This window comes from Pseudomonas sp. B1-22 (assembly GCF_050474425.1).
In the GTDB taxonomy this organism is placed as follows: domain Bacteria; phylum Pseudomonadota; class Gammaproteobacteria; order Pseudomonadales; family Pseudomonadaceae; genus Pseudomonas.
Genome location: NZ_JBCHVH010000003.1, coordinates 713546 through 737141, shown reverse-complemented (window position 1 = coordinate 737141; position 23596 = coordinate 713546). Strand labels below are relative to the sequence as shown.

General features: G+C 63.0%; 24 protein-coding genes and 2 tRNA genes. 4 read left to right on the top strand and 22 right to left on the bottom strand.

Translation table 11 applies throughout. The features are described from left to right. Positions 1 to 4: 4 nt before the first annotated feature. The 9 genes from rimP to rlmE all read right to left on the bottom strand — a co-directional run bounded on the left by rimP (position 5) and on the right by rlmE (position 7034). Positions 5 to 463 carry a ribosome maturation factor RimP gene (gene rimP / locus ACQ5BL_RS15345; RefSeq protein WP_207882729.1) on the bottom strand — a complete coding sequence of 153 codons (459 nt, stop codon included), beginning with the start codon at positions 461 to 463 and terminating at the stop codon, positions 5 to 7. 127 nt (positions 464 to 590) lie between these two features. Then, a tRNA-Met gene (locus ACQ5BL_RS15340) sits at positions 591 to 667 on the bottom strand. Positions 668 to 758: 91 nt separating this feature from the next. Further along, positions 759 to 844, bottom strand: a tRNA-Leu gene (locus tag ACQ5BL_RS15335). 16 nt (positions 845 to 860) lie between these two features. Then, entirely contained in the window at positions 861 to 1253 is a 393-nt protein-coding gene (secG, locus tag ACQ5BL_RS15330; protein ID WP_207882727.1) for a preprotein translocase subunit SecG, read from the bottom strand. 2 nt (positions 1254 to 1255) lie between these two features. Next, positions 1256 to 2011: a triose-phosphate isomerase gene (gene tpiA / locus ACQ5BL_RS15325; RefSeq protein WP_207882725.1), complete on the bottom strand. Its 756-nt coding sequence runs from the start codon at positions 2009 to 2011 to the stop codon at positions 1256 to 1258. A 65-nt stretch (positions 2012 to 2076) separates the two neighbouring features. Further along, complete coding sequence (gene glmM / locus ACQ5BL_RS15320) at positions 2077 to 3417, bottom strand: phosphoglucosamine mutase (RefSeq protein WP_243804628.1); 1341 nt, start codon at positions 3415 to 3417, stop codon at positions 2077 to 2079. Continuing rightward, entirely contained in the window at positions 3414 to 4283 is an 870-nt protein-coding gene (gene folP, locus ACQ5BL_RS15315) for a dihydropteroate synthase (protein WP_243804626.1), read from the bottom strand. The genes glmM and folP overlap by 4 nt, the downstream gene beginning before the upstream one ends. A gap of 9 nt (positions 4284 to 4292) precedes the next feature. Continuing rightward, positions 4293 to 6209, bottom strand: a complete 1917-nt coding sequence (ftsH, locus tag ACQ5BL_RS15310) for an ATP-dependent zinc metalloprotease FtsH (RefSeq protein ID WP_207882720.1) — start codon at positions 6207 to 6209, stop codon at positions 4293 to 4295. A gap of 201 nt (positions 6210 to 6410) precedes the next feature. Beyond that, positions 6411 to 7034, bottom strand: a complete 624-nt coding sequence (rlmE, locus tag ACQ5BL_RS15305) for a 23S rRNA (uridine(2552)-2'-O)-methyltransferase RlmE (protein WP_017518950.1) — start codon at positions 7032 to 7034, stop codon at positions 6411 to 6413. Between the two features lie 79 nt (positions 7035 to 7113). On the opposite strand from rlmE, the gene ACQ5BL_RS15300 reads away from it, so the two are divergent. After that, entirely contained in the window at positions 7114 to 7428 is a 315-nt protein-coding gene (locus ACQ5BL_RS15300; RefSeq protein WP_207882711.1) for a YhbY family RNA-binding protein, read from the top strand. A 42-nt stretch (positions 7429 to 7470) separates the two neighbouring features. On the opposite strand, the gene ACQ5BL_RS15295 is transcribed toward ACQ5BL_RS15300, so the two are convergent. The 9 genes from ACQ5BL_RS15295 to grpE all read right to left on the bottom strand — a co-directional run bounded on the left by ACQ5BL_RS15295 (position 7471) and on the right by grpE (position 18292). Then, positions 7471 to 7905, bottom strand: a complete 435-nt coding sequence (locus ACQ5BL_RS15295) for a DUF4149 domain-containing protein (RefSeq protein WP_243804624.1) — start codon at positions 7903 to 7905, stop codon at positions 7471 to 7473. Next, positions 7886 to 8362, bottom strand: a complete 477-nt coding sequence (gene greA, locus ACQ5BL_RS15290; protein ID WP_017518953.1) for a transcription elongation factor GreA — start codon at positions 8360 to 8362, stop codon at positions 7886 to 7888. Before greA ends, ACQ5BL_RS15295 begins: the two co-directional genes overlap by 20 nt. Then, positions 8359 to 11580: a carbamoyl-phosphate synthase large subunit gene (gene carB / locus ACQ5BL_RS15285; RefSeq protein WP_207882707.1), complete on the bottom strand. Its 3222-nt coding sequence runs from the start codon at positions 11578 to 11580 to the stop codon at positions 8359 to 8361. Before carB ends, greA begins: the two co-directional genes overlap by 4 nt. 19 nt (positions 11581 to 11599) lie before the next feature. Then, a complete protein-coding gene (gene leuE / locus ACQ5BL_RS15280) occupies positions 11600 to 12253 on the bottom strand; it encodes a leucine efflux protein LeuE (protein ID WP_207882852.1) in 654 nt (217 codons plus the stop codon). A gap of 26 nt (positions 12254 to 12279) precedes the next feature. Continuing rightward, on the bottom strand, positions 12280 to 13416 hold the full coding sequence (gene carA / locus ACQ5BL_RS15275; protein WP_243804622.1) for a glutamine-hydrolyzing carbamoyl-phosphate synthase small subunit: 1137 nt from the start codon (positions 13414 to 13416) through the stop codon (positions 12280 to 12282). 187 nt (positions 13417 to 13603) lie between these two features. Next, positions 13604 to 14410, bottom strand: a complete 807-nt coding sequence (gene dapB / locus ACQ5BL_RS15270; protein ID WP_243804621.1) for a 4-hydroxy-tetrahydrodipicolinate reductase — start codon at positions 14408 to 14410, stop codon at positions 13604 to 13606. A 58-nt stretch (positions 14411 to 14468) separates the two neighbouring features. Beyond that, entirely contained in the window at positions 14469 to 15599 is a 1131-nt protein-coding gene (dnaJ, locus tag ACQ5BL_RS15265; RefSeq protein ID WP_243804619.1) for a molecular chaperone DnaJ, read from the bottom strand. A gap of 122 nt (positions 15600 to 15721) precedes the next feature. Then, positions 15722 to 17638, bottom strand: a complete 1917-nt coding sequence (gene dnaK / locus ACQ5BL_RS15260; RefSeq protein WP_207882698.1) for a molecular chaperone DnaK — start codon at positions 17636 to 17638, stop codon at positions 15722 to 15724. A 90-nt stretch (positions 17639 to 17728) separates the two neighbouring features. After that, positions 17729 to 18292, bottom strand: a complete 564-nt coding sequence (gene grpE, locus ACQ5BL_RS15255; RefSeq protein WP_243804616.1) for a nucleotide exchange factor GrpE — start codon at positions 18290 to 18292, stop codon at positions 17729 to 17731. A 171-nt stretch (positions 18293 to 18463) separates the two neighbouring features. Between grpE and recN the strand changes: the two genes are divergently transcribed. Further along, positions 18464 to 20140: a DNA repair protein RecN gene (gene recN, locus ACQ5BL_RS15250; RefSeq protein ID WP_243804615.1), complete on the top strand. Its 1677-nt coding sequence runs from the start codon at positions 18464 to 18466 to the stop codon at positions 20138 to 20140. 157 nt (positions 20141 to 20297) lie between these two features. On the opposite strand, the gene fur is transcribed toward recN, so the two are convergent. Then, positions 20298 to 20702, bottom strand: coding sequence for a ferric iron uptake transcriptional regulator (fur, locus tag ACQ5BL_RS15245; RefSeq protein ID WP_015478949.1), 405 nt, complete (start codon positions 20700 to 20702; stop codon positions 20298 to 20300). A 96-nt stretch (positions 20703 to 20798) separates the two neighbouring features. On the opposite strand from fur, the gene ACQ5BL_RS15240 reads away from it, so the two are divergent. After that, the gene (locus tag ACQ5BL_RS15240; RefSeq protein WP_243804613.1) at positions 20799 to 21344 is read left to right on the top strand and encodes an outer membrane protein assembly factor BamE; all 546 of its coding nucleotides are present in this window, start codon (positions 20799 to 20801) and stop codon (positions 21342 to 21344) included. 69 nt (positions 21345 to 21413) lie between these two features. Here ACQ5BL_RS15240 and ACQ5BL_RS15235 read toward each other — a convergent pair whose 3' ends face one another. Continuing rightward, entirely contained in the window at positions 21414 to 21722 is a 309-nt protein-coding gene (locus ACQ5BL_RS15235) for an RnfH family protein (protein WP_243804612.1), read from the bottom strand. After that, positions 21715 to 22149 carry a type II toxin-antitoxin system RatA family toxin gene (locus tag ACQ5BL_RS15230; RefSeq protein WP_045216710.1) on the bottom strand — a complete coding sequence of 145 codons (435 nt, stop codon included), beginning with the start codon at positions 22147 to 22149 and terminating at the stop codon, positions 21715 to 21717. Before ACQ5BL_RS15230 ends, ACQ5BL_RS15235 begins: the two co-directional genes overlap by 8 nt. A gap of 154 nt (positions 22150 to 22303) precedes the next feature. Between ACQ5BL_RS15230 and smpB the strand changes: the two genes are divergently transcribed. Then, positions 22304 to 22783 (top strand): SsrA-binding protein SmpB, encoded by a 480-nt coding sequence (smpB, locus tag ACQ5BL_RS15225; protein ID WP_243804611.1) that lies wholly within the window; start codon positions 22304 to 22306, stop codon positions 22781 to 22783. Positions 22784 to 22819: 36 nt separating this feature from the next. Here the strand turns inward: smpB and ACQ5BL_RS15220 are convergent, their stop codons facing one another. Then, positions 22820 to 23596, bottom strand: coding sequence for an FCD domain-containing protein (locus ACQ5BL_RS15220; RefSeq protein WP_243804610.1), 777 nt, complete (start codon positions 23594 to 23596; stop codon positions 22820 to 22822).

The following is a 23596-nucleotide window of genomic DNA, read 5'->3' as shown; positions in this document are numbered from 1 at the left end:
CGGCTCACTCAAATCGGGGAATGATGTTGGCCTTGTCGATCGAATCGACCGGCAGCAGGTATTCATGGTCGTCTACCAGGACCACCACATCCTGCTCCTCCACACCACGGAGAATGCCCTGGAAATTGCGCCGCCGTTCGAAAGGCGTACGCAGCTTGATCTTTACCTGCTCGCCGACATAGCGGGCGAACTGGTCAAGCGTAAAGAGAGGCCGATCCATGCCGGGGGAGGACACTTCCAGGGTGTACTCACCACTGATCGGGTCTTCCACATCCAGGATGCCGCTGACCTGACGACTGACGATCTCGCAGTCATCGATCAGGATGCCTTCCGGACGGTCGATATAAACCCGGAGCAGGGAATGACGACCTTGGGAAATGAACTCCAGGCCCCAGCACTCATAGCCGAGCGCTTCTACTACAGGGGCCAACAAGGCCTGCAACTGTTCTAGCTTGCTCGACACCTGATCGCCTCGCGTATGCTGTAGAAACAAAAAATGGGCGAAACGCCCATCCCTTAAGGACCGCCCTGACCTGGCGGTGCGGACTGTCCAGCTAGCAAAAAGCCCCTGAAAAGGGGCTCTGCCAAACTGGTTGCGGGAGCAGGATTTGAACCTACGACCTTCGGGTTATGAGCCCGACGAGCTACCAGACTGCTCCATCCCGCGTCAAAGCTGGTGCGAAATTATACGGTTGAGCCCCTTGAAGGTCAACCGAAACTCCGGAACGAAAAGGCCCGCACAGCGGGCCTTTCGTATATGGTACCGAGGAGGGGACTCGAACCCCTACAGCCTATGGCCACTACCACCTCAAGGTAGCGTGTCTACCAATTCCACCACCTCGGCAAAAACTCTTGCCTGCTTACTTCTGCTCAGGAGCCGCCGGAACATCGCTGTTACCGGTCGCAGGAGCCTGTTGCTGCCCTTGCGAGCCCGGCACATCGTTAGCTGCCGGAGCCTTTTCCTGCTTTTGCTCCATCACTACCGGATCAGGAAGGCCGGCATGACGAATCATATCAGCTTTTTCTTTAGCAAAATACGCTAAACCCAAGCTGGTAATGAAAAAAACTGCAGCGAGTATACCAGTAAAACGACTCAGGAAGGTAGCAGAACCTTGGCTACCGAAAACGGTGGCCGAAGCACCAGCGCCGAACGACGCACCAGCGTCGGCACCCTTGCCATGCTGAAGCAGGACCAGCACAACCAGACCCAGCGCCATCAGCAGGTGAATCACGATTACAACTGTTTCCAGCATCTTCAGTTTCCTGCGGCGCGACAGATCGCACCGAACTCATCCGCATTCAGGGAGGCACCACCAATGAGCCCCCCATCGATATCCGGCATTCCGAACAGCTCGACAGCATTAGCTGCCTTGACGCTGCCGCCGTACAGGAGACGAAGGCCGCGAGCTACTTCAGCGTTTTCCGCCGAAAGCTGCGCGCGAATCGCCGCGTGTACTTCCTGGGCTTCTTCAGGAGAGGCCGTCAGCCCCGTCCCAATCGCCCACACCGGCTCGTAAGCCACTACAGCGCGGGAAAACGCCCCGACGCCCAGATCTTCGATCACCGAGCCCAACTGGCGCCCGACGACTTCCAAAGTCTTGCCTGCCTCGCGCTGCTCGCGGGTCTCACCCACGCACAGCACCGGAACCAGGCCACACGATTGAACCGCTGCAAACTTGCGACTGATCACGCCATCGCTTTCACCCAGTATCAGGCGACGCTCGGAGTGACCAACCAGCACCAGAGAGCAACTCGCATCCGCCAACTGGCTGGCTGCGACCTCACCCGTCAAGGCGCCCTGCATCGGCTCTACCGCGCAATTCTGCGCACCGACGGCAATCGCCTTACCCTCCAGACCATGTTTGACCTGGTTGATGTACAGACAGGGCGGAAACACCGCCACGTCGACACCCGTAGGAAGAGCCAGTTGCCGCAGGCCTTTGATCAGCTCCGTTACACTGGAGCGGGTACCGTGCATTTTCCAATTACCGGCCACCAGGGGTCGACGCATGCTGTACCTCGCTGAGCAAAGTGGGCGCAGATATTACTCGACAGTTTTGGTACTGACAAGAGAAATCAAGCACATACCTCAGTCACGACTTTCGCCAGCTGCTCGGCGTACGCCCGCACCCGGCTCTCTTCGTCACCTTCGACCATCACCCGCACCAGCGGCTCGGTGCCCGATTTGCGCAACAATACGCGCCCACGGCCGGCCATCTCTTCAGTGACCTTGGCACAAGCCTCCTTGACTGCCAGATGTTCCAGCGGGTCAACATTGCCACCGGCAAAGCGCACATTGATCAGCACCTGCGGACACTTGCGGATGCCCATGCGCGCCTCGGCCAGATTCTGCCCGCGCGTCTTCAGCGCCATCAGTACCTGCAGCGCAGCAATGACAGCGTCGCCCGTCGTCGTATGCTGGCAGCAGACGACGTGACCGGAGTTCTCGCCGCCCAACTGCCAGTTCCGCGCGAGCAGCTCGGCCATCACATAACGGTCACCCACCTTGGCGCGCACGAACGGAATGTTCAGGTCCTGCAGCGCCAGCTCCAGCCCCAGGTTGCTCATCAGCGTGCCAACCACACCACCATGCAGCTTGCCGCGATCGAGCAGGTCGCGAGCGATCAGGAATAGAATCTCGTCGCCGTCGACCACCGCGCCGGTGTGATCCACCATCATCACCCGATCGCCGTCGCCATCGAAGGCGATACCGAGATCGGCCTGCTCGGCCAGCACCGTTTGCTGCAGCACCTCGATATGGGTCGAGCCGCACTTGTCATTGATGTTCAAGCCGTTCGGCTGCGCACCGATCACCGACACCTCGGCACCCAGCTCGCGGAATACGCTCGGGGCGATCTTGTAGGTTGCGCCATGGGCGCAATCGAGCACGATGCGCAGCCCGGCGAAATCGGTATTGGACGGCACGCTGCTCTTGCAGAATTCGATGTAGCGACCTGCGGCGTCGTTGATGCGCGACACCTTGCCCAGGCGCGCCGACTCGACGACTGTCATCGGCGCATCGAGCAGCTCCTCGATGATCAGCTCGACCTCATCGGGCAACTTGGTGCCCTGACCGGAGAAGAACTTGATGCCGTTGTCGTCGTGCGGGTTGTGCGACGCACTGATAACGATGCCGGCTTCGGCATGGAAGGTGCGAGTCAGGTAGGCAATACCCGGCGTGGGCATAGGGCCAAGCAGCATGACATCGGCGCCCGCGGCAGAGAGCCCTGCCTCCAGCGCGGATTCGAACATGTATCCGGAAATCCGGGTGTCCTTGCCCACCAGCACACGGCACTTACCCTGCTGACGGAACGCCATGCCGACCGCCCAGCCCAGCTTGAGCACGAAATCCGGCGTGATCGGCGGCGTGCCTACACGGCCGCGAATACCATCGGTGCCGAAATATTTCCTGCTCATGCGAATCTCCCCTCTTCCTTTGCACTTTCCACTGCGTGAATCATTTGAACCACGTCCACCGTCTCGGCGACATCATGGACGCGAATAATGCTGGCCCCCTTGGCCACCGCCAGCGCCGCCAGGGCCAGACTTCCATAGAGACGTTCATCGACCTCCCGACCCAGCGCGCGGCCGACCATGCTCTTGCGGGAAACCCCGACCAGCATCGGACAGCCCAGCTCCAGCAACCGCTCCATCTGCCGGAACAGGTTGAGATTGTGATTCTGGGTCTTGGCGAAACCGAAGCCAGGATCGACGATGATCTTTTCCCGGGCAATGCCCACCGCTTCGCACACCGCAATGCGCTCCCCAAGGAAGTCGAGAACCTCCTGGAGGATGTCGGGATAGCGCGGGTCGTCCTGCATGTTCCCCGGCTCACCCCGCATGTGCATCAGGCAGACCGGCAGGCCGGTATCGACTGCGGCATCCAGGGCGCCATCGCGCTGCAGGGAACGCACATCATTGATGAGGCCAGCACCGAGACGAGCGGTCTCGCGCATCACGGCCGGCGTGGAGGTATCCACTGAAATCACCACATCCAGTTCACGGGCGATCGCCTCGACCACCGGAGCGACTCGTTCCAGCTCCTCGGTGGGCGACACCACTCGAGCACCCGGACGGGTCGACTCGCCGCCGATATCGATCAGCGTGGCACCGGCTGCCACCATCTCTGCCGCATGACGCAACGCAGCATCCTGCTGATTGAAGCGTCCGCCATCGGAGAAGGAGTCAGGGGTGACGTTGAGGATGCCCATGACATGCGGGCGACTCAAATCAAGAACCCGGCTGCCGCAAGGCAACCGGGTCGGGTGGTACAACGAACTCATTCAGTGCTCTCAGTGTTCGCCAGCGGGCCCGCCAATCGGGTTTTCCTGGCGACCTTCGTCGCGCGGCGCGGGAGCATTGCCGGAGGACCCGGAATTGCCACCCTGCCAGTCACGCGGCTCGCGCGGCGTGCGGCCGGCCATGATGTCGTCGATCTGATCGGCGTCGATGGTTTCGTACTTCATCAGCGCGTCAGCCATCATGTCGAGCTTGTCGCGGTTTTCTTCCAGCAGGCGCTTGGCGGTGCCGTAGCAGTCATCGATGATGCGGCGCACTTCCTGGTCGATCAGCTTGGCGGTCTCGCCGGACACATTGGCGTGCTGGCTGCCAGCACTGCGTCCGAGGAAGACTTCACCCTCTTCTTCCGCGTACATCAGCGGACCGAGCTTCTCCGACAGGCCCCATTTGGTCACCATGTTCCGCGACAACTGGGTGGCGCGCATGATGTCGTTGGAGGCGCCGGTGGTCACGCCCTCGAAGCCCAGGGTCATTTCCTCGGCGATACGGCCGCCGAACAGGGAGCAGATCTGGCTTTCCAGGGCACGCTTGGACAGGCTGTAGCGGTCCTCTTCCGGCAGGAACATGGTCACGCCCAGGGCGCGGCCGCGCGGGATGATCGAAACCTTGTAGACCGGGTCGTGTTCCGGCACCAGACGGCCAACGATGGCGTGGCCGGCTTCGTGGAACGCAGTGTTCTTCTTCTCTTTCTCGGACATGACCATGGTCTTGCGCTCGGCGCCCATCATGATCTTGTCCTTGGCCAGCTCGAATTCACGCATGTCGACGATGCGCTTGTTGGCGCGAGCGGCGAACAGCGAGGCCTCGTTGACCAGGTTGGCCAGGTCGGCACCGGAGAAGCCCGGGGTACCGCGCGCGATCACGGCCGGATCGACGTTGTCACCCAGCGGGACCTTGCGCATGTGCACCTTGAGGATCTGTTCGCGGCCACGGATGTCCGGCAGGCCGACCACCACCTGGCGGTCGAAGCGGCCCGGACGCAGCAGCGCGGGGTCGAGCACGTCCGGACGGTTGGTCGCAGCGATGACGATGATGCCGTCATTCATCTCGAAGCCGTCCATCTCCACCAGCAACTGGTTGAGGGTCTGTTCGCGCTCGTCGTGACCACCACCCAGGCCGGCGCCACGATGGCGACCGACGGCGTCGATCTCGTCGATGAAGATGATGCAGGGTGCGTGCTTCTTGGCCTGGTCGAACATGTCGCGGACACGGGAAGCGCCCACGCCGACGAACATTTCCACGAAGTCCGAACCGGAAATGGTGAAGAACGGCACCTTGGCTTCGCCGGCAATGGCCTTGGCGAGCAGGGTCTTACCGGTACCGGGCGGACCGACCATCAACACGCCGCGCGGGATGCGACCACCCAGGCGCTGGAACTTGCCCGGATCGCGGAGGAACTCCACCAGCTCGCTGACCTCTTCCTTGGCCTCGTCGCAACCGGCGACGTCGGCAAAGGTGGTCTTCACCTGGTCTTCCGACAGCAGGCGGGCCTTGCTCTTGCCAAAGCTCATCGGGCCGCCGCGGCCGCCGCCGCCGCCCTGCATCTGGCGCATGAAGAACATGAAGACCGCGATGATCACCAGGATCGGGAAGCTCGCCACCAGGAGCTGAGTCCAGATGCTCTGCTGTTCGGGCTGCTTGCCTTCGACAACGACGTTGTTGTTGACCAGGTCGCCGATCAGGCCGTTGTCCTGGATCGCCGGGCGGATGGTCTTGAAGGTGTCACCATCCTGGCGCTTGCCGGTGATGACGTAACCGTCGACGGTCACGCGCTCGACCTTGCCGTCCTTCACCTGCTGGATGAAGTCGGAATAGTTGAGCGTCTGTGGCTCGCTCGGGCTGGAGAAGTTGTTCATCACGGTGACGAGCACCGCCGCGATGATCAGCCACAGAATCAGGTTCTTTGCCATGTCGTTCAATTGACTACCCTCTGAAGCCGGCTCCGCCCTGGAAACCGCTTCTCACGACGGCCAGACTCCTTCCGGCCAAAATTACTACACAACGCCCGCCGCCAGGCAGGCGCCGTCTGTAACCCTTTATGAACCCCGGCTTTCACCGGTACAAGCAAAACCTGCAAGGCATAGACCAACAGCCGGCCCAATCATTCCAGTCTAGGCGCCGCGAAAGCCCCGTGCGAGCAGATACTGCTCCCGCGAACGGTCGCGGGACGACAGCGGCTTGCGCATCTGTACCTTCTCGAAATTCTCGCGAACCTGTTTGTGGTAAGCGTCGAAACCCTCACCCTGGAAAATCTTGATCAGGAAATCGCCCCCCGGACGCAGCACACGGGTGCACAGGTCCAGGGCCAGCTCGCAGAGGAACATGGCACGAGGCATGTCCACGGCGGGCAATCCACTCATATTGGGGGCCATATCGGAAATCACAAGGTCTACTGGATTCTCTCCGATGGCCTGCAGCAACTGGGCAAAAACCTCGTCCTCGGTGAAGTCGCCCTGGATGAAGGTGACGTCCGGAATGCTGTCCATCGGCAGGATGTCCGACGCAATCAGGGTGCCCTTGTCGCCGATCACCCGGCTGGTGACCTGCGACCAGCCGCCCGGCGCCGCGCCGAGGTCGACCACGGTCATGCCCGGGCGCAGGATGCGATCCTTCTCCTGGATTTCCAGCAGCTTGTAGCTGGCACGCGAGCGATAGCCGTCGCGCTGTGCCATCTTCACGTAAGGATCGTCGAAATGTTCTTTCAGCCAGCGATGGCTAGTCTTGGAACGGGCCACGTATTACCTCGTCTGAGCGGCATCCCGGTATAACCGAAACTCGGGTAGAATATCCGCCTTTTTTCCCAGGGGTCAGATTATGGCGCTCTCTCAGGAGCAGAAAAAGCAGTTCAAATCTATCGGGCATCACCTGAAACCCGTATTGACCGTCGCTGAAAACGGTCTCTCGGAAGGCGTGATGGCCGAGCTTGAGCGTGCACTCAACGATCATGAACTGATCAAGGTGCAGTTCCGCATCGCCGAACGTGACGACCGTCGCGCGCTGATCGACGAACTCTGCCAGAACGGCAGCTGCGAACTGATCCAGGTCATCGGCAAGATGGCGCTGATCTATCGCCGCAATCCCAAGCCGAACAAGAACCTGTCGAACATCAGCCGCTACAGCGGTCTCTGACAGTCAAGCCCGGCAGCGCGGAGCCGGCAAGGCTCCGCCGCGTCAGCTCCGCTCGTCCCGCCCCGGCGCCGGCTGCAGCACCAGCAGCAACCCGCAGAGCGCCACCACCAGGTAGTTGAACAGCAGCCAACGCTCGGCGTCCGGCGCGACCTGGCGTACTCCGAAATACACCATCGTCATCACCAGCACACTGAGCAGCAATTGCCCACGCATCTCGCGGGTGAAGGCGGCGAATCCGTGCGCCTGCCAGAGCACCAGGGCCTGGAGCAACGCGCAGAAACCGGCGAAACCCAGCAGCAGCGGCTTCAGGGCATCCGCCACTGCATCCACCAGCAGCGGCGCCAGGCCGATCTTGGCCAGCGCCGGCAGCATCACGAACTGAAGCAGCCAAAGGCCGCCGACCCAGAATGTCTGGGCCAGCAGCCAGCTGATGGTGCCTGCGCTTGGACTTTGCCGATCAGGCGTGGCGGACTTCAACGATCTCGTACTCGACGTCACCGCCCGGAGTCTTCACCAGTACGGCGTCGCCTTCGGTCTTGCCGATCAGCGCACGGGCGATCGGCGAGTTGACCGAGATCTTGCTGTTCTTGATGTCCGCCTCGTCGTCGCCGACGATCTGGTAGGTCACGGTCTCGTCGGTCTCGACGTTGGCGATGTCCACGGTAGTGCCGAAGATCACCTTGCCGGAGTGCGGAATGGTGGTCACGTCGATGATCTGCGCGTTCGACAGCTTGGCCTCGATGTCGCGGATACGCGCCTCGGACATGCCCTGCTGTTCACGGGCCGCATGGTACTCGGCGTTTTCCTTGAGGTCGCCCAGCTCACGCGCTTCGGCGATGGCCTGGGTGATCTGCGGGCGCAGAACGGTCTTCAGGTATTTCAGTTCTTCTTCCAGGGCGCGAGCGCCCTGGACGGTCATTGGAAATTTGCTCATGCGTTGATTCCTGCATGGAGATCCTGCAGACGGCGAACGGTCTTCTCGGGACCGAACTTGAGCGCCTCACAGATCGCCTGACCCGCCGCGATGGTGGTGGTGCAGTAGATCTTGTGCTGCAGGGCGTTACGACGGATGGAGTACGAGTCAGCGATGGACTGGCGACCTTCGGTGGTGTTGATGATCAGGGTGACTTCGTCATTCTTGATCATATCGACCACGTGAGGACGGCCCTCGGTCACCTTGTTCACGCGGCGCACCGGCAGACCGGCAGCCTCGATGACGCGGGCGGTACCGGCGGTGGCGACCACTTCGAAGCCCAGCGCGACCAGGTCGCGGGCGACCTGAACGGCTTGCGGCTTGTCGTCCTCGCGGACGCTGATGAAGGCGCAACCGGCGTTCGGCAGGATTTCGCTGGCGCCCAGCTGGGCCTTGGCGAATGCCTCACCGAAGCTGTCGCCGACACCCATCACCTCGCCCGTGGACTTCATCTCTGGGCCGAGGATCGGGTCGACGCCCGGGAACTTGGCGAACGGGAACACCGCTTCCTTGACGCTATAGTAAGGCGGGATCACCTCCTGGGTGAAGCCGACTTCGGCCAGGGACTTGCCGGCCATGACGCGGGCCGCCACCTTGGCCAGCGACTCGCCGATGCACTTGGAGACGAACGGCACGGTACGGGACGCGCGCGGGTTCACCTCGATCACGTAGATGTCCTCGCCCTGCACGGCCATCTGCACGTTCATCAGGCCGACCACGCCGAGCTCCAGGGCCATCTTCTTGACCTGTTCGCGGATCTCGTCCTGGATGTGCTGCGGCAGCGAGTACGGCGGCAGCGAGCAGGCGGAGTCACCGGAGTGCACGCCGGCCTGTTCGATGTGCTGCATGATCGCGCCGATCACCACGGTCTCGCCGTCGCACACCGCATCGATGTCGACTTCGATGGCGCAGTTCAGGAAGCGGTCCAGCAGCACCGGGCTGTCGTTGGAGACCTTCACGGCTTCGCGCATGTAGCGCTTGAGCTCTTCTTCCTGGTAGACGATTTCCATCGCACGGCCGCCCAGTACGTAGGACGGACGCACTACCATCGGGTAGCCGATGTTCTTCGACAGCTCCAGGGCCTGGTCTTCGCTGCGCGCGGTGGCGTTGGCCGGCTGACGCAGGTTCAGGCGCTGCACCATCTGCTGGAAGCGCTCGCGGTCTTCGGCGCGGTCGATGGCGTCCGGGCTGGTGCCGATGATCGGCACACCGGCTTCTTCCAGGGCGCGGCAGAGTTTCAGCGGAGTCTGGCCGCCGTACTGCACGATGACGCCCTTGGGCTGCTCGACGCGGACGATTTCCAGCACGTCTTCCAGGGTTACCGGCTCGAAGTACAGACGGTCGGAGGTGTCGTAGTCGGTGGAGACGGTTTCCGGGTTGCAGTTGACCATGATGGTCTCGTAACCGTCTTCACGCATGGCCAGCGCGGCGTGCACGCAGCAGTAGTCGAACTCGATGCCCTGGCCGATGCGGTTCGGACCGCCGCCCAGGATCATGATCTTGTCGCGAGTCGACGGATTGGCCTCGCACTCTTCCTCGTAGGTCGAGTACATGTAGGCGGTGTCGGTGGCGAATTCGGCGGCGCAGGTGTCCACGCGCTTGTACACCGGCAGCACCTTGAGCTTCTGGCGATGGCTGCGCAGGTTCTTCTCGGTCACACCGAGCAGCTTGGCCAGGCGGGCGTCGGAGAAGCCCTTGCGCTTGAGCTTGTACATCAGGTCGCGGTCGATTGCGGACAGACCCAGGGTCTTCACGCGCTCCTCGTCCTTGACCAGGTCTTCGATCTGCACCAGGAACCACTCGTCGATGCGGGTCAGGTCGAAGACTTCGGCGATGCTCTTGCCGGCGCGGAAGGCGTCGGCGACGTACCAGATGCGGTCGGCATTGGGCACGGTCAGCTCGCGCTTGAGGATGCCTTCGGCTTCCGGATCGTTCAGGTCCAGCTTCGGATCGAAACCGGTGGCGCCGACTTCCAGGCCGCGCAGGGCTTTCTGCACGGACTCCTGGAAGGTGCGGCCGATGGCCATGACTTCACCCACGGACTTCATCTGGGTGGTCAGGCGGGCGTCGGCTTTCGGGAATTTCTCGAAGGCGAAACGCGGGATCTTGGTGACGACGTAGTCGATCGCCGGCTCGAAGGACGCCGGGGTGCGGCCGCCGGTGATGTCGTTCTGCAGCTCGTCGAGGGTGTAGCCGACGGCCAGCTTGGCGGCGATCTTGGCGATCGGGAAGCCGGTGGCCTTGGAAGCCAGCGCCGAGGAACGCGATACGCGCGGGTTCATCTCGATCACGACCATGCGGCCGGTGTTCGGGCAGATGCCGAACTGCACGTTGGAACCGCCGGTTTCCACGCCGATCTCACGCAGCACCGCCAGGGAGGCGTTGCGCATGATCTGGTATTCCTTGTCGGTCAGGGTCTGCGCCGGGGCCACGGTGATGGAGTCACCAGTGTGCACGCCCATCGGGTCGAAGTTCTCGATGGAGCAGACGATGATGCAGTTGTCCTTCTTGTCGCGGACAACCTCCATCTCGTATTCCTTCCAGCCGATCAGCGATTCGTCGATCAGCAGTTCGTTGGTCGGCGACAGGTCCAGGCCACGGGCGCAGATCTCTTCGAATTCTTCGCGGTTGTAGGCAATGCCGCCGCCGGTGCCGCCCATGGTGAAGGACGGACGGATGATGCAGGGGAAGCCGACCTTCTCCAGCACGCCGTAGGCTTCTTCCATGCTGTGGGCGATGCCCGAGCGCGGGCAGGCCAGACCGATGTCGCGCATGGCCTTGTCGAAGCGCGAGCGGTCTTCGGCCTTGTCGATGGTGTCGGCGTTGGCGCCGATCATTTCCACGCCGAACTGCTCGAGCACGCCGTGGCGCTCCAGGTCCAGGGCGCAGTTCAGAGCGGTCTGGCCGCCCATGGTCGGCAGCAGCGCGTCAGGGCGCTCCTTCTCGATGATCTTGGCGACGGTCTGCCACTTGATCGGCTCGATGTAGGTGGCGTCGGCCATGGCCGGGTCGGTCATGATGGTAGCCGGGTTGGAGTTCACCAGGATGACACGGAAGCCTTCTTCCTTCAGGGCCTTGCAGGCCTGTGCGCCGGAGTAGTCGAACTCGCAGGCCTGGCCGATGACGATCGGGCCGGCGCCGAGGATCAGGATGCTCTTGATGTCTGTACGCTTGGGCATGGGACTCTCGTTGCAATATTCAGGAAAGGGTTGCGCTGGCCAGCTTCACGCCAAAGCCGACGAACAGGGCGCCGACGCCACTCGAGGCGCCGGCAGCCAGCCGTTGCCGCCGACGGAACCAGGCCGCCAGACGCACACCGGAGAAAATCAGGAAGCTCAGGTACAGGGCGCTGAGGATCTCGAGGATCGTGCCCAGTACCAGGAACGACAGGCCGGGGTAGGCGTATCCCGGGTCGACGAACTGAATGAAGAAGGAAACGAAGAAGAGGATCGCCTTGGGGTTGGACAGGCTCAGCAGCAGCGCCTTGCGGAACGGCTGGTTGACGTCCACTTCCTTGGCCGGAGCCGCGGCTTCCGACAGGGGCTGGCGCAGTTTCTGCCAACCGCCGCGGAGCATGCCGATACCAAGATAGAACAGGTAGGCGGCGCCAACGTACTTCAGACCCAGGAACAGCATCGGCTCGGTCTTGAGCACCGAGGCGATACCCAACGCCGACAGCAGCATCAGGATCGCATCGCCCAGGAACACCGCGCTCGCCGCCCGGTAGCCCGAGGCCACGCCGCGCTGGGCGGCGGTGGCGAGGACGAACAGCGAGTTCGGCCCCGGCAGCAGGACGATGAACAACGTACCCAGAACGTAGGTCCAGATATCGGTGATTCCCAGGGTCGGCATCATCTTCATTTACCTCTTCGGAGGTCTCAGCGACGCTCGGCCATCGCCGCGATGAAGCGGTCGAACAGCGGGGCCACGTCGTGCGGACCGGGGCTGGCTTCCGGGTGGCCCTGGAAGCTGAAAGCCACCTTGTCGGTGCGCTCGATGCCCTGCAGGGTGCCGTCGAACAGCGACTTGTGGGTCGCGCGCAGGTTGGCCGGCATGCTCGCCTCGTCCACGGCGAAACCGTGGTTCTGGCTAGTGATCATCACCACGCCCGAATCCAGGTCCTGCACCGGGTGGTTGGCACCGTGGTGGCCGTGGCCCATCTTCAGGGTCTTGGCGCCGGAGGCCAGAGCCAGCAGCTGGTGGCCGAGGCAGATGCCGAATACCGGGATCTCGGTGTCGAGGAACTCACGGATGGCCTGGATGGCGTAATCGCACGGCTCGGGGTCGCCAGGGCCGTTGGAGAGGAAGATGCCGTCCGGGTTCAGGGCGAGCACTTCGCTGGCGGGGGTCTGCGCCGGCACCACGGTCAGGCGGCAGCCGCGGGCGACCAGCATGCGCAGGATGTTCAGCTTCACGCCGAAATCGTAGGCGACCACGTGGTACGGCAGTTCGGCGGCGGCGATTTCCGGGTGGCTGTCGGTTTCCAGGTTCCACACGCTGGAACGCCACTCGTAGCGCTCGGTGGAGGAAACGACTTTGGCCAGGTCCATGCCCTTCAGGCCCGGGAAGCCGCGTGCCAGTTCGAGGGCTTTTTCCTCGGTGGCGTCGTCGCCAGCCAGGATGCAGCCGTTCTGCGAACCCTTCTCGCGCAGGATGCGGGTCAGGCGGCGGGTATCGATGCCGGCGATGGCGACGGTACCGTTGGCTTTCAGGTAGTCCGGCAGGGACTGCTTGTCGCGCCAGCTGCTGGAGAGCAGCGGCAGGTCACGGATGATCAGGCCGGCGGCCCAGACCTTGTTCGACTCGGCGTCTTCCGGCGTGGTGCCGGTGTTGCCGATATGCGGATAGGTCAGGGTGACGATCTGTTGGGCGTAGGAAGGATCGGTAAGGATTTCCTGGTAGCCGGTCATGGCGGTGTTGAACACCACCTCTCCGACGGTCTGGCCGTCGGCGCCGATGGCTTCACCGCGAAAAACGCTGCCGTCGGCAAGTGCAAGTATGGCTGGCTTAGTCAAGAAGACCTCCCGTAGTTCAAGCCTGGCTGGGCGTGCGCAGATTGTAAAAAAGCGGGATGACATCAGAAGAAGTCATCCCGCTTTTTATGTGATCATGCTGCGCTACTTTTAGTGGACACACTAAAGCTGTAGTTTACAGAAATGCGACATCATGGTCCACCTTTTGCACGACGTACGGCCATGCCGCTCAGCGCAGGCCGAGAACATCCTGCATGTCGTACAGGCCATTGGCCTGCCCTTCCAGCCACTGAGCAGCACGCACAGCGCCGCGGGCGAAGGTCATGCGGCTCGAAGCCTTGTGGGTGATCTCCACGCGCTCTCCATCAGCAGCGAACAGCACGGTGTGGTCGCCCACCACATCGCCGGCACGCACAGTGGCGAAGCCGATGGTCTCGCGCGGACGAGCGCCGGTCTGACCTTCACGACCGTACACGGCCACCTTTTCCAGATCACGGCCCAGTGCATTGGCGACCACTTCGCCCATGCGCAGCGCGGTGCCGGACGGCGCATCGACCTTGTGGCGGTGGTGCGCCTCGAGGATCTCGATGTCCACATCGTCACCCAGAACGCGGGCGGCGGTGTCGAGCAGCTTCAGGCAGAGGTTCACGCCGACGCTGTAGTTGGCCGCAAAGACGATCGGGATGTCCTTCGCGGCGTCGCTCAGCAGCTCCTTCTCCGCCGCGGAGAAACCGGTGGTGCCGATAACCATCGCCTTGCCGGCCTTGCGGCAGACTTCGAGGTTTTTCAGGGTAACGGTCGGATGGGTGAAGTCGATCAGCACGTCGAACTCGTCGACTACCTTGGCCAGGTCGCCCGACAGCGGCACGCCGATGCGGCCCAGGCCCGCCAGCTCGCCAGCGTCCGCCCCCACCAGGGTGCTGTCCGGACGGTCGACTGCCGCAGTCAGGCCGGCGCTGCCATTGGTCTGCTGCACCGCTTCGATCAGGGTCTTGCCCATGCGCCCAGCGGCGCCCATTACGGCTATACGTCGCATATAAAACTGCTCCAAAGCTAGAAAGCCCCGGACGACTCACACCGCCCGGGGCCTTGCATCATAGATCGTCGAAGAAGCGCTTCATGCCCTCGAACCAGCCACTGGCCTTGGGCGAATGGGAGGCGTTGCCCTGCAGGGTACCGCGGAACTCTTCGAGCAGCTCGCGCTGACGCTTGTCCAGGTTGACCGGGGTCTCCACCACTACGCGGCACATCAGGTCACCAGCACCGCCGCCGCGCACCGGGGCAACGCCCTTGCCGCGCAGACGGAACAGCTTGCCGGTCTGGGTGCCCTCAGGGATCTTCAGCTTGACGCGGCCATCCAGGGTCGGCACTTCCAGCTCGCCCCCCAGGGCGGCGTCGGCGAAGCTGATCGGCACTTCGCAGTACAGATGCTTGCCGTCACGCTGGAAGATGTCGTGCTCGCGCACGTTCACCACCACATAAAGGTCGCCCGCCGGGCCGCCATGGGCGCCAGCTTCGCCTTCGCCGGTCAGGCGGATGCGGTCGCCCGTATCGACGCCAGCCGGGACTTTCACCGATAGGGTCTTGTGCTCCTCCACGCGACCCTGGCCGTGGCAGGAGCCACAGGGGTCGGTGATCATCTTGCCGCTGCCATGGCAACGCGGGCAGGTCTGCTGCACCGAGAAGAAGCCCTGCTGCATGCGCACCTGGCCGATACCACCGCAAGTGGTACAGGTGACCGGTGTGGTGCCGGGCTTGGCGCCGCTACCGCTACAGGTCTTGCAGCCGACCAGAGTGGGAACGCGAATGGTCACGGTGGTGCCGCGAACCGCGTCTTCCAGGTCCAGATCGAGGGTGTAGCGCAGGTCGGCGCCGCGTGCCGGACCGCCGCGAGAGCCGCCGCGCCCACCGCCGCCACCGAAGAAGTCGCTGAAGACATCACCAAAGATGTCCGAGAAGCTCGCGCCGCCGAAGCCAGCCCCGCCGCCGCCCATCTGCGGGTCGACGCCGGCATGGCCGTACTGGTCGTAGGCCGCGCGCTTGCTGGCGTCGGACAGGACCTCGTACGCCTCGTTGGCCTCCTTGAATTTGTCCTCGGCTTCCTTGTCGCCGGGATTGCGGTCCGGGTGGAACTTCATGGCGAGCCGGCGATAGGCCTTCTTCAGGTCCGCTTCGCTGGCGCCGCGCTCGACACCCAGTACCTCGTAAAAATCACGTTTGGCCATAAATTCTTTGCACCTTGAAAACCTCTCCCCCAGACACGCCAACGCGGGAGCAAGCCCCCGCGTGACGTTTCATGCGCACCGACACGCTGGTCGGTGCGCCGGAGCGGAAGCAAGCACGCGGCTTACTTGTTCTCCTTGACCTCTTCGAACTCGGCATCGACGACATCGTCGCCAGCCTTGTCGTCAGCGGCCTCGCCCTGAGCGGCAGCACCCGGCTGCGGCTGTTCGGCGTACATCTTCTGCGCCAGCGGAGTGGACGCCTGGGACAGCGCGTTCATCTTCGCCTCGATCTCGGCCTTGTCGTCGCCTTTCACGGCAACTTCCAGCTCGCCCAGCGCCTTCTCGATGGCGGCTTTCTCTTCGGCGGTGGCCTTGTCGCCAGCCTCGGTGACCATCTTGCGAGTGGCGTGGACCAGCGCGTCACCCTGGTTGCGGGCAGCGGCCAGTTCCTCGAACTTGCGGTCTTCCTCGGCGTTCGCCTCGGCGTCACGCACCATCTGCGCGATCTCGTCCTCGGACAGGCCGGAAGAGGCCTTGATCACGATGGACTGCTGCTTGCCGGTAGCCTTGTCCTTCGCGCCGACGTGCAGGATGCCGTTGGCGTCGATGTCGAAGGTCACTTCGATCTGCGGCACGCCGCGCGGAGCCGGCGGAATGTCAGCCAGGTCGAACTTGCCCAGCGACTTGTTCTGTGCGGCTTGCTTGCGCTCGCCCTGCAGAACATGAATGGTCACGGCGCCCTGGTTGTCATCGGCGGTGGAGAACACCTGCGACTTCTTGGTCGGGATGGTGGTGTTCTTGTCGATCAGCGCGGTCATCACGCCACCGAGGGTTTCGATACCCAGGGTCAGCGGGGTGACGTCGAGCAGCAGCACGTCCTTCACGTCGCCGGCCAGCACGGCGCCCTGGATGGCAGCACCCATGGCAACGGCTTCGTCCGGGTTGACGTCCTTGCGCGCTTCCTTGCCGAAGAACTCGGCAACGGTCTTCTGCACCAGCGGCATACGGGTCTGGCCACCGACCAGGATCACTTCGTCGATCTTCGAGACATCCAGGCCGGCGTCTTTCAGCGCAACGCGGCACGGCTCGATGGTGCGGGCGACCAGGTCTTCCACCAGGGATTCCAGCTTGGCGCGGGAAACCTTGACGTTCAGGTGTTTCGGGCCGGAGGCGTCAGCGGTGACGTACGGCAGATTGACGTCGGTCTGCTGGGTCGAGGACAGCTCGATCTTGGCCTTCTCGGCAGCTTCCTTCAGGCGCTGCATGGCCAGCGGGTCGCCCTTGAGGTCCATGCCGGATTCTTTCTTGAACTCCTCGACGAGGTAGTCGATCAGGCGCAGGTCGAAGTCTTCACCACCCAGGAAGGTGTCGCCGTTGGTGGCCAGTACTTCGAACTGGTGCTCGCCATCGACTTCGGCGATTTCGATCACGGAAACGTCGAAGGTACCGCCGCCCAGGTCATAGACGATGATGGTGTGGTCGCCCTTGGCCTTGTCCAGGCCATAGGCCAGCGCAGCCGCGGTCGGCTCGTTGATGATGCGCTTGACGTCCAGACCGGCGATGCGGCCGGCGTCCTTGGTAGCTTGACGCTGGCTGTCGTTGAAGTAGGCCGGAACGGTGATGACCGCTTCGGTGACCGGCTCGCCCAGGTAGTCCTCGGCGGTCTTCTTCATCTTCTTCAGGACTTCGGCGGAGACCTGCGGCGGAGCCATCTTCTGGCCCTTGGCCTCGACCCACGCGTCGCCGTTGTCAGCCTTGACGATGGCGTACGGCACCATCTTGATGTCTTTCTGTACGACGTCTTCTTCGAAACGGCGGCCGATCAGGCGCTTCACCGCGTACAGGGTGTTCTTCGGGTTGGTCACGGCCTGGCGCTTCGCCGGCTGACCTACCAGGATTTCGCCGTCGTTGGCGTAGCCGATGATCGACGGGGTGGTACGAGCGCCTTCGGCGTTCTCGATGACCTTGACGTTACCGTTCTCCAGGATGGACACACAGGAGTTGGTGGTCCCCAGGTCGATACCAATGATTTTGCCCATATTTCACTCTCCAGAAATTAGATTCCGCGCTGACCCTGTTGCGGGTCTTTGGCTCGGTTGATTACCCAGATGGGGACCGGGTGGTGGATTTCAAGCCTTCTCGTCGATCGAAGGCGGAGTTTGTTCCGGTGCCTTGCTGACCACGACCATGGCCGGACGCAGCAGGCGACCGTTGAGCAGGTAACCCTTCTGGAACACCTTGACCACGCTGCCCGGCTCGAGGCGAATGCTCTCCTCCATGGCCATGGCCTGGTGATGTTCGGGGTTGAACGGCTCGCCGTGCGGGTCGACCGGTTCGAGATTGAAGCGCTTCAGGGTGTCGTGGAACATCTTCAGCGTCAGCTCGATGCCTTCGCGCATCGGCTTGATCGCCTCGTCTTCCGGGTTCGACATCTCCAGCGCACGCTCGAGGGTATCGACGATCGGCAGCAGGTCGCCGGCGAATTTCTCCAGGGCGAACTTGTGCGCCTTCTCCACGTCCTGCTCGGCACGGCGGCGGACGTTCTGCAGTTCGGCGACGGCGCGCAGGCTCTGATCCTTGGCCGCGGCGACCTGCTCTTCCAGGTCCAGCACGCGGGCATTCAGGTCCTCGGCAGCGCCGTTTTCCGGCTGCTCGTTGAACTGGGAATCCTGAGTCTGTTGTTCGTCAGACATGCCACTCTCCTAAAAAAGAAAATAAGCCTTTGAAAACAAAGCGAACCCATTGGTCCGCGGCTCTGCCGTCTATATGGGGTGGAATTCGGCTTCTTCAAGGGGTAGGTGGAGAATTGCCAGCGGCAAAAAATACTGTATAAATAACCATGTCTATCTACGGAGCCGCCGCCCATGCTGGTTCACCTGTCCGTGCACAACTACGCCATCGTCGAGCACCTCGATCTCGAGCTCGCCGCCGGCATGACCGTGATCACCGGCGAAACCGGCGCCGGCAAGTCCATCATGCTCGACGCCCTCGGCCTGGCCCTGGGCGACCGCGCCGACAGCGGCGTGGTGCGCCCCGGCGCCGACAAGACCGACATTCTCGCCAGCTTCGATGTCAGCGCCATTGCCGAAGCCCGAGACTGGCTCGCCGAGCGCGACCTGGAGCAGGATGGCCCGTGCATCCTGCGCCGGGTGATCACCGCCGAAGGCCGCTCGCGCGCCTATATCAATGGCACGCCCTGCCCGCTGGGCGATCTCAAGCACCTGGGCGAACTGCTCATCGATATCCACAGCCAGCACGAGCACCAGTCGCTGCTCAAGGCCGACACCCACCGCCGCCTGCTCGACGAGTATGCCGGCAGCCAGGATCTGGCGCGCCAGGTGCAACTCGCCGCGCAACGCTGGAAGCAGACCCGCCAGGAACTGGACCGCCTATCACGCAACGGCGACGAACAGCGCGCCCGCCACCAGTTGCTCAGCTACCAGCTGGAAGAGCTGGAAAACCTCGGCCTGGGCGACAACGAACTGGAGACGCTGGAAGCTGAGCACAAGACCCTGAGCAACGCCGGCAGCCTGATCGCCGCCTGTCGCCAGGTCGTCGAACTGTGCAGTGAAAACGATGCCGGCAACGTGCTTTCCGCGCTGACGTCGAGTCTCAATCGCCTGACCGCCTTCCCGAGCCAGCCAGCTGCATTGGGCGAAGCGGTGAACCTGCTGTCCAGTGCGCAGATCCAGGTGGAGGAAGCCATCGGCGAGCTGAACCGGTTCGTCGATCACTTCGACGCCGACCCCATGCGCCTGCAGCAACTGGAAGAGCGCATGGACGCCATCTATAGCCTCGCGCGCAAGCACCGCGTGCAGCCTCACGAACTGCAGGACCTGCAGCAACGCCTGCTGGACGAGTTGGAAGCGCTGAACGCCGACGACGAAGCCGTCGAGCGTCTGGGCGACGAGCTGGCTGCCTATGCCCGCCATTACCAGGAAAAGGCGGAGGAGCTCAGCCGCATCCGCCAGGCCGCAGCGCCGCAGCTGGCCAAAGCCGTGGAAATTGAAATGCAGCGCCTGGGCATGCCCGGCGGGCGCTTTGCCATCGACCTGCGCGAATGCGCCCCGGACGAGCCGCAACCCAATGGACGGGAGCAGCTGGAGTTCCTCGTCAGCGCCAACCCCGGCCAACCGATGAAGGGCCTGGCGAAGGTCGCCTCGGGCGGCGAACTGTCACGCATCAGCCTGGCGATCCAGGTGATCACCGCGCAGACCTCGCGCATCCCCACGCTGGTATTCGACGAAGTGGACGTTGGCATCGGCGGCCCCACAGCCGAAGTGGTCGGCCAACTGCTGCGCCGCCTAGGCCAGCGCGGCCAGGTCCTGACCGTCACCCACCTGCCGCAGGTGGCCGCCCAAGGCCATCAGCACCTGTTCGTGCACAAGGACCGCGACACCAGCGAAACCCGTACAGCGGTGGCGAACCTGAAGAAGGCAGAGCGCATCGAGGAAATCGCCCGCATGCTCGGCGGTGTCGACCTGACCAAGGAATCCCTGGCCCACGCGCGCAAGATGGTGGACTCCGCCGTACAGGGGTAATCCCCTATAGGAGCGAGCTTGCTCGCGAACCGGTCTCTCCTACGACCTCGGCGTTATGCCTTCGCGAGCAAGCTCGCTCCTACAAAAAAAAACCACAAAAAAGCCGTACAAACGAAAACGGCGACCCGAGGGGCGCCGTTCTGCATTCCGCGTACGCTTATTTCTTCTTGCGCACGTAGAGCACCAGATTGTGATCGACGAGCTCGAAGCCACGCTCGCGGACGATTTCCTTCTGGCGTTTCTCGATTTCCGAGTCCATGAACTCGATGACCTCGCCGGTATCGACGCAGACCATGTGATCGTGGTGCCCGCTATCAGCCAGCTCGAAGACGGCATGGCCGCCATCGAAGTTGTGGCGCACCACAAGGCCAGCGGCCTCGAACTGGGTCAGCACGCGGTAGACGGTGGCCAGACCTACGTCCTCACCTGCCTCCATCAGCGCTTTGTAGACATCCTCCGCGCTCATGTGGCGTTGCTCGGCGGAATCGAGCATCTGGAGGATCTTGACGCGCGGCAGCGTGACCTTGAGTCCGGCTTTGCGCAGTTCGCTATTTTCAACCATGTGTGCTTTCTCGGCGCTGGAAGCTTCGCAGCTTCCCTCAATGCAGGTATGATCGGGGTTTCGTCGCTCAGCCAAGATAGTGGAAGTCACCACCCGATGCAAAACGCCAAGCTCATGCTGACCAGTCTCGCCTTCGCGCTGGGACTCGCCGCACTCGCCGGTTGCTCTTTCCCGGGGGTTTACAAGATCGACATCCAGCAGGGCAACGTCGTAACACAAGACATGATAGACCAGTTGAAGCCCGGAATGACCCGGCGCCAAGTGCGGTTTATCATGGGTAACCCCTTGATCGTCGACACTTTCCACCCCAATCGCTGGGATTATCTGTACAGCATCCAGCCCGGTGGCGGTCAGCGCCAGCAGGAGCGCATGAGCCTGTACTTCAGCGAAAGCGATCAACTGATCGGCCTCAATGGCGACTTCATGCCCGGCGTGAGCCGCGACGAGTCGATCCTCGGCACCGACGGTGGCGTCACGCCTCCGCTGGCACCGGAAGCTCCGATAAGCGTTCCGCAACCCGAGCAGCCCAAGGAGCAACCGGCCAAGCCCGGCTCCGTGGAAGAGCAGATCCAGAAGGAAGTGGACCAGGTGGAAACCGTGCCGGTCCCGACCCCGGAACCGCTGGACAAGGACCCGCAGTAAGGGTCTGTCCGACAAAAAGCCCGGCCAAGGCCGGGCTTTTTGTTGCCTGCTATTTCAGGCCCCGGGCAATCACCCCCTGGCGGCTTTCGCCCGCGCGGCACGCTGCTTGCGCACTTCCTTGGGATCGGCGATCAGCGGACGATAGATCTCCACCCGCTCCCCCTCCTCCAGCACGCGCTCATCGGGCCTGACCACGGCCTTGCCGAAAATCCCCAGCGGGCAATTCTGCACATCCAGATCGGGAAACTGCGCAGCGATCCCCGACAACAGTACCGCCTCGCGCACCCGGGTGCCGTAGGGCACGCCCAGGCGCAACAGGGCTTGCCGCTCCGGAAGCGCGTAGACGACCTCGATGGCGATGCTCGCCGGCTCAGCCATGGAGCTGCTTGGCGCGCTGGCAGAAGGCGTCGACCATGGTATTCGCCGCCTGGGTGAAAAGCGGGCCGAGGGTCGCCTTCACCAGGGCGCCGGCGTAGTCGAAGGTCAGGTCGAGGGAGATCTTGCAGGCTTTGTCGCCCAGCGCCTTGAAGGTCCAGACACCGTGCAACTGAGTGAAGGGGCCTTCTTCAAGATTCATCTCGATGCTCTGGCCGGGCACCAGCACGTTACGGGTGGTGAAGCGCTGGGTGATGCTGCCCTTGGCCACGGTCAGCTCGGCGCGCATGGCCGTATCGCTTTCCTCCAGCACGGTGGAAGCGGAACACCAGGGCAGGAACTCCGGGTAGCGCGCCACATCGTTGACCAGGTCGTACAGCGCCTTCGCCGGATAGGGCAGCAGGGCCGAACGCTGGATATGCGTGCTCATAGACATCTCGCTTGGTTGTGGGGCATTTCATACGCCCGCTGCTCAAAAAAACAGCGCGCATTGTCCGAGATTAGCCACGCCCCCTCAAGCTTGCATGCCGTCGCACACTGTCCCGATAGCGGCGCGGCGAGCGACTCCCTATAATGCGCGGCCTATGGCTAAACAGAAGAAACACCCTTCGGGGACCATCGCGCAGAACAAGAAGGCTCTGCACGACTACTTCATCGAGCAGCGCTTCGAGGCGGGCGTCGCCCTGGCCGGCTGGGAAGTGAAAAGCCTGCGCGCCGGCAAGGCGCAGCTGGTGGACAGCTACGTGCTGCTCAAGGATGGCGAAGCCTGGCTGCTGGGCAGCCACATCACGCCGCTGACCACTGCCAGCACCCACGTCATCGCCGACCCGGTGCGCACGCGCAAGCTGCTGCTGCACAAGCGCGAGCTGGGCAAGCTGTTCGGTGCCGTGCAGCAGAAAGGCTACGCCTGCGTCGCGCTGTCGATGTACTGGAAGAAGCACCTGATCAAGTGCGAGATCGCACTGGCCAAGGGCAAGAAAGAGTACGACAAGCGCGGCACCGAGAAGGAGCGCGACTCCGACCGGGAAATCCAGCGCGCCATGCGCCACGGCAAGGACGACTGAGTCCTGTCGCGCCCTCTTGCGAGGGCGCGTTGCCGGTCAGGCGTCCACCGCGCCCTGGCGCCGCTGCGCCCGCTGCAGACGCACCTCCTGCGCCTGGGCTTCGGCCAGCACTTCCTGCACGTAGTCGATGTGCCGTTGGGAAATTTCCCGCGCTGCCTCCGCCTGCCCGCCGACAATCGCGTCGTACAACTCGCGATGCTGACGCATCAGCTGCTCGCGGGTTTCGTCGCGCTGCGCGTACATCCCGCCGATGTTGGTCACCACGTTGCGCTTGAGCAGGTCGAACAGGCCACGGATGGTGTGCAGCAATACGGCGTTATGACTGGCCTCGGCGATGGCCAGATGGAAGGCCGCATCCGCCGCGCCCTCCTCCGCCCGGCTGACTTTGCCGGGGCTCTGGTAGCAGTCCTGCAGGGTATCGAAGGCCTGTTTCAGGCGCTGGTGATCCACCTCGGTCGCGCGCTGCGCCGCGTAATAAGCACAGGAGCCTTCCAGTGTGTGGCGGAACTCCAGCAGATCGCGCTGCGCTTCAGGATTGCTCTCCAGCAGGTGCAGCAGCGGATCGCTGAACATCGAGCCCAGCCCTTCGCTGACATAGTTGCCGCCGCCCTGGCGACTGACCAGCAGCCCCTTGGCGCCCAGCTTCTGGATCGCCTCGCGAAGTGACGGCCGCGACACGCCGAACTGCTCGGCCAGCGCACGCTCTGCCGGCAAGCGCTCACCGGCTTTGAGCGTGCCTTCGAGAATCATCGCCTCCAGCCGCTCGACGATGTCATCCGACAGACGGCGCTGCTTGACCTGACCAAACCCCAT